This window comes from Bartonella sp. AA2SXKL (genome assembly GCF_042197205.1).
Lineage (GTDB): Bacteria > Pseudomonadota > Alphaproteobacteria > Rhizobiales > Rhizobiaceae > Bartonella.
This window is the reverse complement of sequence record NZ_JBHIRN010000009.1, coordinates 24982-42676: the sequence shown is the minus strand read 5'-3', so window position 1 is coordinate 42676 and position 17695 is coordinate 24982. Positions and strand designations below refer to the sequence as shown.

The 17695-nt window shown below is 38.4% G+C and carries 13 protein-coding genes and 1 pseudogene; all 14 read left to right on the top strand.

Features of this window, described 5'->3' with window-relative positions:
* The first annotated feature begins 4 nt into the window (after positions 1 to 4).
* The 14 genes and pseudogenes from ACFINS_RS06805 to ACFINS_RS06740 all read left to right on the top strand — a co-directional run bounded on the left by ACFINS_RS06805 (position 5) and on the right by ACFINS_RS06740 (position 17436).
* Positions 5 to 2359, top strand: coding sequence for a VirB4 family type IV secretion/conjugal transfer ATPase (locus ACFINS_RS06805; protein ID WP_375706020.1), 2355 nt, complete (start codon positions 5 to 7; stop codon positions 2357 to 2359).
* Positions 2356 to 2841, top strand: coding sequence for a type IV secretion system protein VirB5 (locus tag ACFINS_RS06800; RefSeq protein ID WP_375646890.1), 486 nt, complete (start codon positions 2356 to 2358; stop codon positions 2839 to 2841). The genes ACFINS_RS06805 and ACFINS_RS06800 overlap by 4 nt, the downstream gene beginning before the upstream one ends.
* On the top strand, positions 2828 to 3814 hold the full coding sequence (locus tag ACFINS_RS06795; RefSeq protein ID WP_375610597.1) for a type IV secretion system protein: 987 nt from the start codon (positions 2828 to 2830) through the stop codon (positions 3812 to 3814). Before ACFINS_RS06800 ends, ACFINS_RS06795 begins: the two co-directional genes overlap by 14 nt.
* 210 nt (positions 3815 to 4024) lie before the next feature.
* Positions 4025 to 4327 (top strand): type IV secretion system protein VirB7, encoded by a 303-nt coding sequence (locus ACFINS_RS06790; RefSeq protein WP_375706019.1) that lies wholly within the window; start codon positions 4025 to 4027, stop codon positions 4325 to 4327.
* Complete coding sequence (locus ACFINS_RS06785; RefSeq protein ID WP_375610599.1) at positions 4281 to 4985, top strand: virB8 family protein; 705 nt, start codon at positions 4281 to 4283, stop codon at positions 4983 to 4985. Before ACFINS_RS06790 ends, ACFINS_RS06785 begins: the two co-directional genes overlap by 47 nt.
* Entirely contained in the window at positions 4982 to 5848 is an 867-nt protein-coding gene (virB9, locus tag ACFINS_RS06780) for a P-type conjugative transfer protein VirB9 (RefSeq protein ID WP_375612192.1), read from the top strand. The genes ACFINS_RS06785 and virB9 overlap by 4 nt, the downstream gene beginning before the upstream one ends.
* Complete coding sequence (virB10, locus tag ACFINS_RS06775) at positions 5841 to 7001, top strand: type IV secretion system protein VirB10 (protein ID WP_375627908.1); 1161 nt, start codon at positions 5841 to 5843, stop codon at positions 6999 to 7001. Before virB9 ends, virB10 begins: the two co-directional genes overlap by 8 nt.
* Positions 6998 to 8068: a P-type DNA transfer ATPase VirB11 gene (gene virB11 / locus ACFINS_RS06770; RefSeq protein ID WP_375706018.1), complete on the top strand. Its 1071-nt coding sequence runs from the start codon at positions 6998 to 7000 to the stop codon at positions 8066 to 8068. The genes virB10 and virB11 overlap by 4 nt, the downstream gene beginning before the upstream one ends.
* A 65-nt stretch (positions 8069 to 8133) precedes the next feature.
* Complete coding sequence (locus tag ACFINS_RS06765; RefSeq protein WP_375646341.1) at positions 8134 to 8349, top strand: antitoxin VbhA family protein; 216 nt, start codon at positions 8134 to 8136, stop codon at positions 8347 to 8349.
* A gap of 10 nt (positions 8350 to 8359) precedes the next feature.
* Entirely contained in the window at positions 8360 to 9994 is a 1635-nt protein-coding gene (locus ACFINS_RS06760; RefSeq protein ID WP_375706017.1) for a BID domain-containing T4SS effector, read from the top strand.
* A 155-nt stretch (positions 9995 to 10149) separates the two neighbouring features.
* Positions 10150 to 12066: a Ti-type conjugative transfer system protein TraG gene (gene traG, locus ACFINS_RS06755; protein ID WP_375706016.1), complete on the top strand. Its 1917-nt coding sequence runs from the start codon at positions 10150 to 10152 to the stop codon at positions 12064 to 12066.
* A gap of 516 nt (positions 12067 to 12582) precedes the next feature.
* Complete coding sequence (locus ACFINS_RS06750; protein WP_375706015.1) at positions 12583 to 14211, top strand: BID domain-containing T4SS effector; 1629 nt, start codon at positions 12583 to 12585, stop codon at positions 14209 to 14211.
* Positions 14212 to 14458: 247 nt separating this feature from the next.
* Positions 14459 to 14641 (top strand): annotated as a pseudogene (locus tag ACFINS_RS06745) (type IV secretory system conjugative DNA transfer family protein); the annotation flags it as partial.
* A 1196-nt stretch (positions 14642 to 15837) separates the two neighbouring features.
* Positions 15838 to 17436, top strand: a complete 1599-nt coding sequence (locus tag ACFINS_RS06740; protein ID WP_375706014.1) for a BID domain-containing T4SS effector — start codon at positions 15838 to 15840, stop codon at positions 17434 to 17436.
* Positions 17437 to 17695 lie beyond the last annotated feature (259 nt).

Here is a 17695-nt window from a genome sequence, read left to right as displayed (position 1 = left end):
ACAGATGTCAATAATGAAACGGGAAACTTTGCCTGAAGAATATATTCCCTATATACGCTACATCAACCAACATGTCGTTGCTTTAAATTCACGCTCTTTAATGGTTGTGATGGCTGTTGAGGGTATAAATTTCGACACCGCGGATATTGATCAATTAAATTCTTTACACAACCAATTAAACACCCTTTTAAAAAATATCGCAGATGAACGGCTTGCTTTATATTCTCACATCATCCGCCGCCGTGAAACGATATACCCAGAAGGTCATTTTCTTTCATCTTTTGCAACAACATTAGATGAAAAATATAAAAAGAAAATGGTTTCGCAAGAACTGTATAGAAATGATCTATTTATTTCACTGGTTTGGAATCCGGCTGCGGATAAAACAGAAAAGCTGGTTTCATTTTTTCAGCGCTTGAGCAAAGCGAAGAAAACACAATCTGAGCCCGATGAAGAAGCTATTCGTAAACTCGAAGAGTTAAGTCAAGATCTTATGCAAGGTTTGGAAGAGTATGAAGTCCGTCTACTATCAATCTATGAACATGAAGGACTTTTATTTGCCGAACAAAGTGAATTTCTCCACCAGCTAGTGGGGGGAAGACGTGAGCGTATTCCTCTCACATTTGGAACTATTGCTTCAACAATTTACTCGGATCGTGTTATTTTTGGGAAAGAAATTATCGAAATTCGCCATGAAAGCAATGAACGCTTTGTGGGCATGTTTGGATGGAAAGAGTATCCTTCTAAAACACGCCCAGGTATGACTGATGGTCTGCTTACGGTGCCATTTGAATTCATTTTAACACAATCCTTTGTCTTTAAAAGTAAGGCAGCCGCCAGTGCGATTATGAGCCGCAAACAAAATCAAATGATCAATGCAGCTGACCGTGCTAGCTCACAAATCGATGCACTGGATGAAGCGCTAGATGATTTAGAATCAAACCGTTTTGTTTTGGGAGAACACCACATTTCTTTAGCTGTTTTTGCTGATCATCCCAAAATATTGTCTGAAAACTTATCAAAAGCACGTTCCCATTTAACCAATGGGGGAGCCGTGATTGCCAGAGAAGATTTAGGATTGGAAGCAGCATGGTGGGCACAGCTTCCTGGAAACTTTAGCTATCGTGCGCGTTCAGGCGCCATTACCAGCAGAAATTTTGCTGCTTTATCGCCCTTCCATTCTTTCCCTGTTGGCAAACTGAACGATAATGTTTGGGGAGCTGCTGTCGCATTGCTAAAAACACAGGCTGGTTCACCTTACTATTTTAATTTTCATTATGGCGATCTTGGAAACACATTTGTTTGTGGTCCATCAGGATCTGGTAAAACAGTGATTGTTAATTTTCTTCTTGCACAATTACAAAAACACAATCCAACTATGGTTTTTTTTGATAAAGATCAAGGAGCAGAGATTTTTGTACGGGCTGGAGGAGGGAAATACAAACCTTTAAAAAATGGGCAGCCCACGGGTATTGCTCCCTTAAAGGGCATGGAATACACCGAAAAAAATAAAATCTTTCTTCGTAATTGGATCTTAAAGCTGGTGACCGCTGAAGGGCAAATCGTAACAGAAGAAGAGCGACAAGATATCGCCAAAGCCATTGATTCCTTGGAAAACTTACCCCCAACCCAGCGCTCTCTTGGTGCCCTTCAACTGTTTTTTGACAACACATCCAAAGAAGGAATTGCCATACGGCTGCAACGCTGGATTAGAGGCAATGATTTAGGATGGGTTTTTGATAATGACCAAGATGATCTCAATTTAAATGCGCAGTTCATTGGCTATGACATGACCGATTTCTTAGATAATGAAGAAATTCGGCGCCCCTTAATGATGTATCTCTTTCACCGCATTCTTGATCTGATTGATGGGCGGCGCATCATTATCGTCGTTGATGAATTCTGGAAAGCTTTAGAAGATGATTCATTTAAAGCTTTTGCGCAAGATCGGCTAAAAACAATTCGTAAACAAAATGGCATGATGCTCTTTGCAACACAAAGCCCTAAAGATGCTTTGAACTCAACAATCGCGCACACAATCATTGAGCAATGCCCCACCCAAATATTTTTTCCAAATCAAAAAGCAAATTACAATGATTATGTCGAAGCTTTCAAACTTACTGAGCGTGAATTTGAACTGATACAGTCAGAGTTAAGCAGAGAATCCCGTCGTTTTCTCATCAAACAAGGACAAAGTTCCGTCGTTGCAGAACTTAACTTACGTGGAATGAATGATGAGATCGCCGTTTTAAGCGGCACAACAAAAAACATTGAACTCATGAATGAAATTATCAACGAATATGGAGCTGACCCTGACAAATGGCTGCCCATATTTTATCAAAGGAGAAAAAATCAATGAAAAAATATGGCTTAGTTACACTGTTATCTTTTTCTTTTATTTCTCATGCAATATCACAAACGCCACCCGATGTAGATGAATATTATAAACAAGCACTCGAGAACACACAAAAATTAAATGCTGCAAAATCAGAAACAGCTGAAACTATTTATAAAACAGCAACTGACACTGCAAATAAAATCAAAGAAATAAATCATCAATTTGAAAATATTCAATCAAAAAAAGACACTAAGCCTGAAGAATTGCAAGCCCTTCAACAAGAGCTTCAAATAAAACTTTCTCTTCTTCAAGCCGATCTTCAAGTGAATTCTTTAAAACTTCAGTCTCTTGATATGATTCAAGCAAGAGATACGAAAACAAAAGACGAATTGCGTGAAGAAAAGGAACAACAAAAGCATAAACATATTGAAAAACAGTTAAAAGAAAAAGAAAAACAATTAAAAGAAAAACTTGAAAGTGCGCGTACAGATGTCAGACTTTAGTTTTTCTCCCTTTGAAAGCGTTTCTGGGTATATTTTAAAACCCCTCGATAATGTGATGGACACAACGGTGAGTGGGCTATCTTCTGCTATTTCAGCGCCCTTAAATCTCGCCGCAATCATTTTTATCTTTCTTTATGGCTATAATGTTATGACAGGTCGCGTTGCGCTTTCCATGCATAGTCTTCTCAATAATGTTGTTAAAATCGTTGTTGTTACAACAATGGCAACGAATGCGGATACATTTAATACTTATGTCAAGGATATTTTCTTCAATGATTTATCCAATGCTATTGGGAATGCGCTTAACAGTAATCCTGCAAGCTCCAATGTTTTTGATTATATTTTGTTAAAGGCAAGTTCACGTTATCAAGAAGTCTTATACAATGCTTGGTTTTTTGAAAAGATCATTGTGGGTCTTCTTGGTTCTATCATGCTTCTCGCGGTTATTCTTTTTTGTATAGGTGGTTTTATTGTGCAAATGTTTGCACAAGTTGCACTCGTCATGATTATAGGTCTTGGGCCTCTATTCATTAGTTTGTATTTGTTCAATGCAACGCGAAAATACTCCGATGCATGGATTACAACTTTGATCAATTTTACCATTTTACAAGTTCTCGTAATCATGCTTGGAACCATTATATGTCAAGTTATCCTACAGGTTCTCAAAGTTTCATATGAATCAATTTATGTTCTTTTTCCCCCTGTCATCGTCATTTCGATCATAGGAGTTATTATCTTCCGTGCGCTTCCTGGTATTGCAACAGCGCTGGCCTCTGGCGGACCATACTTTAACGCTGGTGTCTCTTCAGGAGGACAGATTTTTACAATGCTTTCCAATGGTGCAAGAGCGAGTGGCAATGCAGTAAAAAGTGCCACTTCACAAATCTCAGGAGCTGCCGGTAACGCTGTTAGAAGTGCGGCAGGGGCGGCAGCAAAAGCAGGTAAATCTGGAGGCGGTCGTGGTCGATTTTAAGATAAAACACCTCTTTAAAAGAATAAGCATTTTTGTTTTTGCCTTGTGTGCGCCCTTTGGCGTACACGCCATGATCCTGTTCCAGATAAGATCTAACATCTTGGGTCTAACAATAAAACCAATCAAAACCTTGCATCACATAAACTTGTAAAAATGTTCAGAACAAAGGCTCTCATGCATTGTATTCCAAGATATTTGTGAGTTCAAAAAATGAAACGAAAAATAACTTTTGTTATGGTCCTAACAATCGCTCTTACTGGTTGTGCCTCTTTGAGTGGCCCTAAAAAACCACCACGCTGTAATGGCAAACATACACGCGCTTTAAATAAAGATAAGTGGAATTGGGACAATAAAAACATTGTCTACCCAGAAAAGAGTGTAAAGCCTGTTACCACTCCCATCATTCTCAATACTTTGGAAAGTGAAAAAGTAACAGCCAATTCAGCTTTATTAAAGTCGGTTATTCATGAAGCACGATCTGATAAAACTGTGGAGGTTATGCGTGAAAAGTGATGCCCTTGAAGAATATATAAAAGAAGCGCGCTCATTTGACATTGATCGCATGCATAGCATGCGCGTGCGGATGAAAATCTCCATGGCTTTAACAGTGCTTTTTGGATTGATGACAATTGCGCTGGCTTTAGCTGTCGCAGCTTTGACACCTTTGAAAACGGTAGAGCCTTTTGTTATCCGCGTTGATAACTCAACAGGTATTATTGATACTGTAAGCGCCCTAAAAGAATCCCCTAACGACTATGATGAAGCGATAACGCGTTATTTTGCCAGCCAATACGTTCGCGCTCGTGAAGGTTTTCAAGCATCAGAAGCAGAAAACAATTTTCGCTTAGTCTCTCTTTTATCTTCTCCAAAAGAACAAAACCGTTTTGCAAAATGGTACGCGGGCAATAATCCAGAAAGTCCGCAAAATATTTATCATAACATGATTGCTACGATCACAATCAAATCAATCTCTTTTATAAGTAAAGATCTTATCCAAGTTCGTTACTATAAAACGATCAGAGACTTGAATGAAAAAGAAAATATTTCCCATTGGATTTCAATCTTAAATTTTTCCTACGTGAACGCACACATTTCAACGTCTGATCGTCTTATCAACCCTCTTGGTTTTCAAGTATCGGAATATAGATCTGATCCAGAGGTGATAAAATGATCAGACTTTTACAAACAATCTCTTTAATTTTTACGATCACTGTCAGCTTTCACACAGCTCTCTCACTTGCGGAAACAGCGCCTGTCAGTGCACGTAAAGATAACCGCATCAGATTTGTCAATTATGACCCCTACAACGTCGTACAAATCATTGGCTCCATTCGCTCTTCGGTTCAACTAGAATTTGCCGTTGATGAAGAAGTAACCTATGTAGGAATTGGAAATTCGGTTGCTTGGCAAGTTGCACCGGCTGGACACTTTGTTTTTCTCAAACCACGTGAAGTTCAGCCTGTGACAAATTTACAAATTGTCACAAGCCGTCAAGATGGAACACAACGCTCTTATCAATTCGAGCTACAAGTCCGTGAAGGCGATGTTTCAGCCGGCAATGAGACGTATTTCTTGGTAAAGTTTCGTTATCCAGAAGATGAAGCCTTACGTAAGAAATTAGCCGAAGCAGAAAAAGAAAAACAACGTGAAGAAAACTTTGTCAATGATATTTTAAATATCCATGAAGATTTTGGACCACGCAATTGGGCTTATGAAGCTCAAGGCTCATCTCTTATTGAACCTGCTTCTGTCTATGATAATGGGAAAACAACAACCTTTACCTTTTTAGGCAACATTGAAATCCCTGCCATTTACATTGTATCGCCTGATGGGCAAGAAGCGCTTATTCCCAAATCGATTAAAGGCAACAAGGTTATTGTTCATGCAACAGCTGCACAATTCACGCTACGACGTGGGAATGAAGTATTGTGCATCTTTAACAAAAGGTTCGTACCAAAAGGAATTAATCCTGAAACAGGTACGACATCACCATCTGTACAACGTAAAGTGAACCTAGGAAGCAGCCATGAATAACACCGTGGATGAAAAAAGCATTAATGATCGCGATACAATAAAAAATGCTCAAGGGAAAAGTCAACAGAACAATGTGGGGAAAGCTATTGCTCTTATTATTCTTTTCAGTGTCTGTCTTTATTTAGCCTATTCAACACTTGTTACAGACAAAAAGCAACCAATTGAATCTTCAAAAGAAGGAAAAGTTATAAAACAAACAGAGCTTTTTCGTCCTGCAAAGCCTACCCCTCCCCCCTTTGAACAGCCTCAACGAAATAACGCTCTATTACCAAAAGTCGAGCTACCAACACCAAACATCAATCAATTAAATTCTGATAACTCACTGCTGGAAGCAGCACAACGTGCTCCTGTATTAGCTTATGCAAGTACACAACAAGGCAAAATAGATTCACAAACAAATAATGGTGCTTTGCCTCACCAACTTGAAAGCAAACCTGATGAAACGACACAACGTTTTAATCATCTTCTCAAACCCACAGTGCTTGAAGGTATTCGTGCTTCAACCCTTGGCAATCGAAACTACATCATCGCGATGGGAACTTCTATTCCTTGTATTTTAGAAACAGCCATCAACAGTGATCAACAAGGTTTTGCCAGTTGTATCATCTCCAGAGATATCTTATCAGACAATGGTCGTGTTGTGCTTCTTGATAAAGGCACCCAAATTGTTGGTGAATATCGCGCCGGATTGAAAAAAGGCCAAACACGTCTCTTTGTACTATGGAATAGAGCAAAAACCCCCAATGGTATCATTATATCTTTAGCTTCACCGGCAACGGATGCTTTAGGGCGTTCTGGTATGGATGGAGATATTGATAACCATTGGCTCGAGAGGATTGGGTCTGCGCTTCTTGTCTCACTAATAAAAGATGCAACACACTATGCCAATAAACGTTTATCAAAAAAACAGGAAAAAGAAGAAACTGAAACAATCTCTTCAGGACAAAACATCGCAAACATTCTCGTAGAAAATTACGCCAATATTCCTCCAACATTATCCAAAAACCAAGGGGAAATGGTGAATATCTTTGTTGCCCGCGATTTAGATTTTTCCAGCGTTTATAAATTGAAAGTCATCGAAAACAAAAAACAGATTATCAATCGAGCTGTTTCAAGAAACTTTTACAAAAATTCGGCGGTAACTTTAGAATGAACTCAAACTTACATACCATGAGCGATGAAACCGTTGCGATTGTTCTCACAAAACTTGAACCCATCAGTGCTTTTTTGAAAGATGATAGACTCTTTGAAATTGTTATCAATCGTCCCTATCAAGTCATGACTGAAGGATTTGATGGATGGAAAACAATAGAAGCACCGGGGCTCTCTTTTAATGAGCTTATGGGGATTGCGAAAGTTGTAGCATCCTATTCCAAGCAAAACATATCGGACAAAAACCCAATATTATCTGCAACGCTACCAGGCAATGAGCGTATTCAAATTGTCATTCCACCCGCTGTCGAAAAAGACACGATTAGTATGACAATTCGCAAACCGTCATCGCAGAGTTTTTCTCTCGAAGAGCTCGCAAATAAGGGCCTCTTCTCGCTCTGTGAACAGGTCTCTTTCACGCCCTTGCATGACTATCATTCTCGTTTTAACGAACTCAAAATCATCGAGCATAACTTAGCTCATGCCTACTGTAATAAAGACTTTGTCTCTTTTTTAAATCAAGCTGTAGCATGCCAGAAAAATATTTTAATTGCGGGAAAAACCGGTTCGGGTAAAACAACATTATCAAAAGCATTAATCGCCAAAATCCCTCAAGAAGAGCGTATTATCACCATTGAAGACACGCAAGAATTGGTGATACCACACCCTAACCATGTCTCAATGTTCTATTCAAAAGATGGACAAGGCTTAGCCTCCGTTGGCCCCAAAGAGTTGCTTGAATCATCTTTACGGATGCGTCCTGATCGTATTCTTTTGCAAGAACTTCGAGATGGTACAGCCTTTTATTATATCCGCAATGTCAATTCAGGCCATCCAGGTTCCATTACGACGGTTCACGCATCAACAGCCCTTGCAGCCTTTGAGCAGATGACCCTTTTGGTCAAAGAAAGTGAAGGCGGTGGTGATTTAGAGCGTGATGATATTCGAGGACTGTTGATTTCAATGATTGATATCATCATCCAATGCAAACGGATTGAAGGAAAATTTAAGGTCACAGAAATTTATTACGATCCCTTCAAACAACGAAACATCTTTGGAGGTGACTAAAAGAAGATTACACCGGCTGCCAAAGGCTCTTTTAAAGCAACGATTGCAAATAAGAGAAAAAATGCATGAAAATCAACGAAACAGAAAATAGAGAAAACCTTTTATCGATGACAGAAGAAGAATTAAAAAAACGCCGTGAAGCCGTTGAAGCAGCCATCAGCACCCATGCGATAGAGGGAATAGCGCTTCATCCTACAACACTCAAAATTTTAGAAGAATACGCAAAGGGGAATATTTCACTCGAGGAATTTAACACTCTTATGGATAACGTAAAATTATAAGGAAGCTACAATGCCAAAAGCAAAAGCAAAGACAAAAAATATACAGACAGTTTCTCCCCATCATTATGTCTACCCAAACACCACAACACTCAAAAATAAATATGGAATAAAAGACTTAAAATCCTTTCTGGAGAAATGCTCACATGATACAGCAGAAGCAATGGTTAATCTGCGTGAAGCCCCCTTACCAGAAAAGTTTGATAGCTCCTATCTATGCTCTATTCATCACCACTTATTTAAAAATACCTTTGAATGGGCTGGATATCTGCGCCATATCCCCTTCGCATTTACAGACGATAGCATTGCCGCCATGCCCGAAATGAAAAGAACAGGATGGGAAAATCCTTTTGCACTCGGCGATGAAATCCAAGACGGTTTACAAAAATTAGATCAAACGCTTGCCGAAAAAGATAATTTGCAAGGCTTAACGCGTGAGAAATTTAACGCTGAAGCAATAAGCTTATTTAACTTCCTTCACCAACTCCATCCTTTTAGGGGAGGAAATGGACGTACACAACGGGTCTTTTTTGAAAATCTCGCCAAAGCCGCAGGGCATCAGCTTGACTTTTCACTTGTTACAAAAGAACGCATGATGCTCGCCAGTGTTGCTGTAGCAGAAAATGGTGACCTAGAGCCAATGCAACATCTGTTTGAAGATATCTCTAATCCCAATAAAATACTTCTTTTAAAGGAATTCATGGACAACATGAAAGAACTTGGGCGCAATGTTAATGATCGTCCTGTTATGCTTGCAAAAGAAGGTGAAACTTACACAGGTACCTATAGGGGTGCTGGTTATGATAGCTTTGCTTTCAATGTGAAAGGCGCTTACATCATCGGCAATAAAGAACAGCTCACGCCAGAACAACTCAAAACATTAAAACCTGGTGATAGATTTACCTTTACCGTTCCCAAAACAAAAAAGCTTGAAAGCATTCTCATTCCAGAAGAAAGATTAGCCCCTTTGACAGAAAATGAAACGGCCCAAATGGTTGCAGAAGATTCTTGTGTCCACGCAAGCCTAAAACAGGTTCAGCAATTGTCAAAAATTGTTTATGGTAGTACAAAAATATTAGACAAACAGATGGTAGAAATCATCAAAAATCCAAACTTAGGCCAACCGCTCGCCAACCAGATTGAAAGAGCACCGCACTCTATTTCTCATCTTGCCGGTTTCAGTTTATGTGGACTACAAAATCAGGCACGTGCAAACGCTAAAAATCATCTTGAGATGCTCTGTACTGCCGTTGTAAATTTTGCCCATGCAGTGAGACATGCTGAAAAGGAAATTACGCAAGAACATGCAACAGAACAAAGTCGCCTTGCAAAAATGGTAGAAATGCCAAGTCAAAGCTTGCAAAACCTCTTCGCCTTGCCAAAAGAATTACAGCAAGAAGCTTTAGCAAAAAATCCTTTATGTCAAAAAGAGCTCAGCAACTTTGTAAAAAAGATCAACACCCGTCTCTCACCAAATGAACATAACGCAGTTCAAAATAATGATTATGGAACATTGACTCAAAGCATTGGTGTATCAGAAAATAAAGCCAAACAAATTACACAAATTATTAAGCAAACCAAAGAAGTACACCAGCAAGCACAAGTATGCACAATGCACCGTTCCAAAGCATTCGCTATGGCCTGCTAAGAATAGACAAAACCTTCCTCCTTAATGAGAAAGGCTCATAAACGAAAACTGTTTGGCGTTATCTGCACCTTTGCAAAAAGAGATGAGAGTTCATATCACACACTTGGAAAAGAGCACTTCGCAACATATTCTGACAGAATTGAAAGTAAAATACAATGAAATATACCAAAACACAAATGGTACTTATTTTAACACCAATCGCTTTAGGTGCTTTAACGATATTCCTTGTCCCTCATTTTTTACTGTTAATAACAAATGGACTAAAGAGCGATCAAATTTATTGGACTCTTCGTTCTGAGCCTTTATTAGTCTTAGCACTAACGGCTGCTGTTTCATTGTTGTATAGTCTGTCGCAAAAACTGCACTTACGTAAAATAATCACTTTTGTCTCGGTTGTCTTTTTTGGAACAACCGCTCTTTACTATATTGGTGGTGAAATAAAACGTTTAAGTCCCTATGTTGGCCAACAAGGAATAACATGGGGCTATGCTCTTCAATTCATGGACCCCATGGTTGTCTTTGGCATCATCATTGGTGTTTTTTTTTCCATCATTCAATTCGTAACAACCCTTCCCCCTAAAAGTAAGGTCAAGCGTGCAAAAAAAGGTATTTTTGGTGAGGCCGCTTGGATGAATTTAAGAGAGGCAGCAAAAATCTTTCCTGCCAATGGGCAAATTGTTGTGGGTGAAAGATACCGTGTCGATCAAGATAATGTGTGCAACATTCCCTTTGCACCTGGCAATAAAACAACATGGGGAAAGGGTGGAACAGCCCCTTTGCTAACCTTTAATCTTGATTTTGGTTCAACTCATATGATCTTTTTTGCTGGTTCTGGTGGCTATAAAACAACAAGTACAGTAGTTCCTACGTGTTTAACCTATCCAGGGTCTATTATTTGTCTTGATCCTTCAACAGAAGTTGCCCCAATGGTCAAATTTGCGCGTCAAAAAATGGGAAATAGAAATGTCATTGTTCTCGATCCTAACTCATTGTTAACAAAAAACTTTAATGTCATCGATTGGCTTTTAGACGACAGCGTACCACGCACACAACGCGAAGCAAATATTGTAAGCTTTTCAAAGTTGCTTCTTACAGATAAAAAATCAGATAATTCTTCAGCGGAATATTTCTCAACACAAGCCCATAATCTATTAACAGCTCTTCTTGCTCATGTTGTATTTTCTGATGAATATGAAGACAGCGAGCGCAATTTAAAAACATTGCGTGGTATTCTCTCTCAATCAGAAACAGCTGTTGTTAATCAATTACGCATGATTCAAGAAACAACACCTTCTCCTTTTATTCGTGAAATGGTTGGTATTTTTACAGAAATGGCAGAGCAAACCTTTTCAGGGGTTTATACCACCGCCTCAAAAGACACCCAATGGCTTTCTTTATCCAATTATGCAGATCTTGTCTGCGGAGATGATTTTTTTTCCTCAGATATTACCAATGGCAATACAGATGTTTTTCTCAATCTCCCCGCAAGCATTTTAAACAGTTATCCAGCTATTGGACGTGTGATTATTGGCGCCTTTCTCAATGCCATGGTTACAGCAGACGGTAACTATAAAAAGCGTGTTTTATTTGTCTTAGATGAAGTTGATCTTTTAGGCTATATGAATATTTTAGAAGAAGCCCGCGACCGTGGACGTAAATACGGTACATCCTTGATGCTCTTCTATCAATCCTCTGGCCAGTTGGTCAACCACTTTGGAGAAGCAGGAGCACGTTCATGGTTTGAAAGTTGTTCCTTTGTCAGCTATGCTGCCATTAAAGATCTCCAAACTGCCAAAGACATTTCAGAACGCTGTGGCCAAATGACCGTTGAAGTAACCGGAACAAACAAATCAAGAGGTTTATCTTTAGGAAAGAGTTCATACAACGTCAATTACCAACAAAGAGCCCTGATTTTACCCCACGAAGTTATTCAAGAAATGCGTCAAGATGAACAAATTATTCTGATGCAAGGACAACCCCCTTTACGTTGTGGTCGAGCGATCTATTTTAGAAGAAAAGAAATGTTAGCCGCAGCTGCAAAAAACCGCTTTGCTCCACAAAAGAAAAACTAAAAAACACCCTCTAATGGAGGCAATGCATCAAAACAAAAACATCAAAGGATAAAAGCAGAGATTCTATCTCATAAAAGCCTATAAAGAAGGAATTCCCGCTTGATACAACAAGAAAAATATGGGGAAAAGTCTTTAAATGATGGTATTATGCCTGTGCTTACCAATGCCAATTTTCTTTATAAAGCACTCTCCTCATCTCCAAATAATAAATACCAATCATATCTATGCCTTGAGAATCCTATCAGGAAACTTTTGAAGGCACCGCTTTTATAGGGAAATTTTTCTACAAAAAAATTAAAAGACAATATGCATGAAAACAACCCAAATGAACCATTCTCTCTCAGTAAAAGAAAAAAGTGCCAAGATAAAGATTGATACACTCAAAAACACCTACGAATTTGAGGGATTTTTTCCTCACCCAAGTCTCAACATCTCAAAACAATATGCGTGGGGGATTTTCAAACAAAAAGTTTAACACACTCTCATAGACAATGTAACATTATAAGGAATATAACAATGCCCAAAGCAAAAGAAAAAACAAAAGGAATTCCCTCACCCCATAATTATATCTATCTTGGTACCCAAATTCTCAAAAATAGATATGGAGAAACAGATTTAAAACGTTTTCTGGAAAAATGCTCACATGATAGGCAAAAAGCCATGATCAATCTGCGTGCAGAACCCCTGCCAGAATATTTTAATTCAACTTATCTATGCCATATCCACCAACAATTGTTTAAAAATACCTTTGTATGGGCTGGACATCTGCGCCATATCCCCTTCGCATTTACAGACGATAGCATTGCCGCCATGCCAGAAATGAAAAGAATGGAATGGGGCAATAATTTTGCAACCGGTGAAGAAATCCCTGAACTCTTACAAAAATTAGATCAAACGCTTGCCGAAAAAGACAATTTGCAAGGCTTAACACGCGAAGAATTTGTCAAGGAAGCAACGAGTCTATTTTATTCTCTTCACAAAATCCACCCATTCATAGATGGCAATGAGCACACAGAACAAGTCTTTTTTGAAAATCTTGCCAAAGCTGCAGGACATCAGCTTGACTTTTCGCTTGTCACACAAAAACGTATGATGGCTGCCTGTAGCGAAGCAATGCAATATAGCAATACACAACTGTTGAAAGATCTTTTTGAGGATATCTCCAATCCCCCCAAAATACGTCTTTTAAAAGAATTTATGGACCACATAAACAATACGGGACGCAACGTGGATGATCGCCTTGTTATGGCAACAAAGGCAGGAGAAACCTATATAGGAACTTATAAAGGTTGTTATTCAGAAGGTTTTATACTCGATATGCAAGGAACTTACATCATTGGTAGCAAAGATGATCTCACACCAGAACGATTAAAAACACTAAAACCTGGTGATATCATTACCTTTACCGCCCCCAACAGCAAAGAGCTTGAAAACACGCTTATTCCAAAAGAAACATTAGCGCCTCTCACAAAAAGTGAATGTGCCAAAACAGTTGCGCTAGATAGTTACGTTCTCAAAGCTCAAAAGCAAGTCCGAGCTTACGCAAAAGCTGTTTATGGTGACGCAAACGTATTAAACGAACAGATAGAAGAGATTATTAAAAATCCAGAATTAGGCAGACAGTTTGCTAATCAGATTAAACAGGCACCGCACTCTGTTTCTCCTCTTGCAGGTTTTAGTATATGCGGTCTACAAAATCCGGCACGTGTACACGCTCGAAATTATCTTGATGTGTTCTCTCTTGCAATTGAGAATTATGTGTATACTGTAGAAGCTACCTATAATATAGTCACTCGAGACCATAAAATTAAACAAGAACGCCTTGGAAAAGCGGTAGAGAATCCCAGTCAAAACTTGCAAAATATTTTTGCTTTATCACCGGAAAAACAAAGAGAAATCTTGTCTCAATCTCCTCAATTACACCAAGAGCTCCGTACTTTTATAAACAGTTTAGAACATCGTCTCTCATCAAACGAATGTAGTGCGATCACAAATAAAGATTATGAAACACTTGCACAAAGTATTGGTATATCAGAACAGAAAGCACGAGAAATTACCGACATTGTTCAAAAAGCAAGGAACACTCATAGCCAATTCTACACACGCACACAAAATCGTTCAAATACACTTGCTATGGCCAACTAAAAATATGAAACTTTGTTTTTTTGATTTAAACACCTATGTGAAAGAGATATTTTAATATTCTTATCATACATGCAAAAAACAGACTACTTAAGCGCCCTACCACCAATTTTGCACATAGCATATACACCATGTCCAAAGCAATTGGACAGGATAATTGTTAATTCCTTTTAAACGTCATGATTACTACCAACGAAAGCTACAAAAGCCTATTTTATTTGTCTTAGATGGAGTCGATTTTCGTGGTTATATGAATATTTTAAAAAGAGCACTCATTTTACCCCACGAAGTTATTCGAGAAATGCGTCAAGATGAACAAATTATTCTGATGCAAGGCTCCCCTTCGCGATGTGGTTGCGCCATCTATTTCAGAAGGAAAGAAATGTTAGCCGCAGCTGCAAAAAACCGCTTTGCTCCACAAAAGAAAAACTAACTTCTTATTACGAGATCTTGACTATGAAAAGACCAACCACAAAAACAACATACATTTCTATTTTTTAAAAACCCGTTAACAAAAAGTTTTTGACCGCTTCTTCATACATAAGGAAAACATGATAAAAAATCCGTGTTTTTTCCTTTTTGTATTTTGTGTATCGTTTTACCAATACCCATCGTCTTTACAAGAAAGTCCCCCCCCTCAAATCACCTATAACCAAACCAACATTTCCACTTGAGAGCGTTCTGAAAATACATTCCTACAAAGCTTTTTGTTTATAATTTATCCCCTACAAACAAGCAAAAACATTTCACAACGCTAATCACCAATATCAAGACTTAAGAAAAAAAAACGGTTGATCTTTGAGACAACAACTCTCAAAACACCTACACTCAAGAACATCGATTTTTCCCAAAAAATATTTAAGATATACATCAAAATGAATAAATCATTCTTATACAAGCTTTTCCCTCTTTACGATATCATAAAGTGTTCTATTTTAATGATAAAGCGCTGAAAAAGGCTTTTCTCCCCAACCAAAGAAAGGGTTTCCTCTCTTATGGATCTTAAAGCAGCGCAATATAATAAGAGCAACAATACAAAAATAAAAAACATTTTGTTGCAAAAATACACAAAAGAGATGTTCGTATGGCAAGATATTCATATGGAACAATAAGAAAAACATAATGGAGAAAAATTTTTGATGACTGCTTTTGCCCATAGATTCACCAATCTGAGAGCTGTGTATGAAAAGTACCAGCACCATCCGCTAACCAAGAGCGATTACACCCGCTATATCCACGCTCCTCATCAAAGCGCTCTTGCAAACAACTTTGTTAAAGGAAAAAAACAATTTTAAGCAACATTTTTCTTTTTGACCTCTTCCTTACACCTCAAAAAACGAAGATTTTACCCAGAGTCAATTTATAGAAAATCCATTTTCTGACTACTTATGGGATTCATATCAGCGTCCTAAATACCAGCATTTTACAGTACAAGATAATAAACAAAGGAAACATCAGAAAAGCTTTTCAAAAGCATCACAAAACGATTGATACATCCCATACACTGGAGGGAAAAGTGCTCCCTCTCATAACAACCAAAATCTCAAAAGAATACGCGAAGGGGAATTTTTCACATGCAGCGTTTAAGACGCTCATCAACCACCACCCTACCTACTTAGGAGAGATTACATGTTAGAGCAAAATTATCTATATAAAGGAACCAAAACACTCAAAAATAAATATGGCATCAAAGACCCTAAAAAACTGTATCAACGCAGTACCCATGACGTCACTAAAGCAGCCGTAAATTTTCGCCATGAACCACCCCCACAAAAATTTGATGCTTCCTATCTAAAACTAATCCACTGGAGCCTCTTCTACGAAACTTTTGAATGGGCGGGCCACACCCGCGATACATCCTTTACATTTGAAGACGGCACCTCTGCCCATATGCCGGCGATGCGTCCCAAAGGTTATGAAATTCCTTTTGCTATTGGAACGCAGATTCAAAAAGAACTCACACAACTCGAAAAAATACTTAATGAAAAGAACAATTTAAAAGGTTTATCGCGCCAAGAATTTGCTGAAAATGCCGCTGAAGTTTTTATGGCGCTAGAGCACGCACATCCTTTTAGAAAAGGCAATGGGCGCGTCAATCGAATGTTTATGGAAAAACTTGGACAAGCCGCAGGACATACCATTGACTTTTCTTTCATCACAAAAGGACGCATGACAGCAGCTTGTATTGAAGCCATGCAATATGGCAATCCCCAACCGATGAAAGATCTTTTTGAAGATATCACGCATCCGCAAAAATCCCTTGTTTTAAAAGAATTCATCTCCCAAATGAGAAACGCTGGATTGGATGAAATTAACAATCGTGTTGTTGTTGCTGCAAAAGAAGATGTAACCTATGAAGGCATCTTTAGAGGTTTTTCAGCAGAAGGTTTTGTCATGGAAGTAGAGGGAGCTTTCGTCGTCGGACACAAAGATGATCTTCCCCCAGAACAAGTCAAAACATTACAAAACGGTGCCCGCCTCTGCTTTCAAAAAACCAACGTTCAAAGCTTAAAAGAAACACTGATCCCAAAAGAAACATTAGCCCCTCTTACCGATGAAGAGTTATTTGAAAGGATTTCAAATGACGCTTATGTTGAAGGGAGCCGAAAAGAAATCGAAAATTTATCAAAGACTGTTTATGGTAAAACCCACACCTTAAAGACAACATTAGATATCATAACGGTAGCTCCAAACTTAGGAAATCAGTTTGCCGATGAAACTTTACAAAACCCTCAATCAATTTCTAAATTTGCTGGGAGTAAAATACTTGGCATGAAAAGTTCAAATCGCAGACAAGCCGAACAGGCTGTTCCACAACTCAGCCAAGCCCTTAAAAATTATGGCGCAATAACACAACAAACAAAAGATGCAATTCTAGAGCAACACCAAAGAGAACAAAATCGCCTGAACCACACTGTCGAAAAACCTAGAAAAAATTTACAAAACCTTTTTGCCTTACCAGAAGAACAACAAAGGGAAGCTTTATTGCATTCTCATTCACTGCGACAAGAACTCCATACCTTTTCACGACAACTACACAATCGTCTATCCTCAGAAGATCGTAAAGCCATACAAGAAAAAGACCATACCAGACTAGCGTGCCTCCTTGGGACATCGGAAAGCAAAGCAAAAGAAATTGCGAATACAGTAAAGAACACCCAAGAAGCACAATGCCAAGCTCGCAGCTTGAAAGTTAGTCGTTCCTCATCGCTGGCTCTTACCGGCTAAAAACGCGTAAACTTTTGCCTTCCAACAGAACTCTTTATGCCAATCATTTTATCTCCATTGCGCCCACCAATTGTTTTAAAATGTTACAAAAGATAGTCCTAAAAATGAATCCTATAATTTACTATAACTTATTGATAATATTTCATAAAAAAACTGTATAAAAGACATAAATATCCATTACATATCAATATGAATAGCGTGAAGTCTTTGGAGACCATTCAGTTTGATATTCTTCTTTTGTCCTAAAAAATATCAAAAA

Coding starts and splice junctions, on each gene's coding strand:
- ACFINS_RS06805 (WP_375706020.1), top strand. CDS start 5: ATGTCAATAATGAAACGGGAAACTTTGCCTGAAGAATATATTCCCTAT.
- ACFINS_RS06800 (WP_375646890.1), top strand. CDS start 2,356: ATGAAAAAATATGGCTTAGTTACACTGTTATCTTTTTCTTTTATTTCT.
- ACFINS_RS06795 (WP_375610597.1), top strand. CDS start 2,828: ATGTCAGACTTTAGTTTTTCTCCCTTTGAAAGCGTTTCTGGGTATATT.
- ACFINS_RS06790 (WP_375706019.1), top strand. CDS start 4,025: ATGAAACGAAAAATAACTTTTGTTATGGTCCTAACAATCGCTCTTACT.
- ACFINS_RS06785 (WP_375610599.1), top strand. CDS start 4,281: ATGAAGCACGATCTGATAAAACTGTGGAGGTTATGCGTGAAAAGTGAT.
- virB9 (WP_375612192.1), top strand. CDS start 4,982: ATGATCAGACTTTTACAAACAATCTCTTTAATTTTTACGATCACTGTC.
- virB10 (WP_375627908.1), top strand. CDS start 5,841: ATGAATAACACCGTGGATGAAAAAAGCATTAATGATCGCGATACAATA.
- virB11 (WP_375706018.1), top strand. CDS start 6,998: ATGAACTCAAACTTACATACCATGAGCGATGAAACCGTTGCGATTGTT.
- ACFINS_RS06765 (WP_375646341.1), top strand. CDS start 8,134: ATGAAAATCAACGAAACAGAAAATAGAGAAAACCTTTTATCGATGACA.
- ACFINS_RS06760 (WP_375706017.1), top strand. CDS start 8,360: ATGCCAAAAGCAAAAGCAAAGACAAAAAATATACAGACAGTTTCTCCC.
- traG (WP_375706016.1), top strand. CDS start 10,150: ATGAAATATACCAAAACACAAATGGTACTTATTTTAACACCAATCGCT.
- ACFINS_RS06750 (WP_375706015.1), top strand. CDS start 12,583: ATGCCCAAAGCAAAAGAAAAAACAAAAGGAATTCCCTCACCCCATAAT.
- ACFINS_RS06740 (WP_375706014.1), top strand. CDS start 15,838: ATGTTAGAGCAAAATTATCTATATAAAGGAACCAAAACACTCAAAAAT.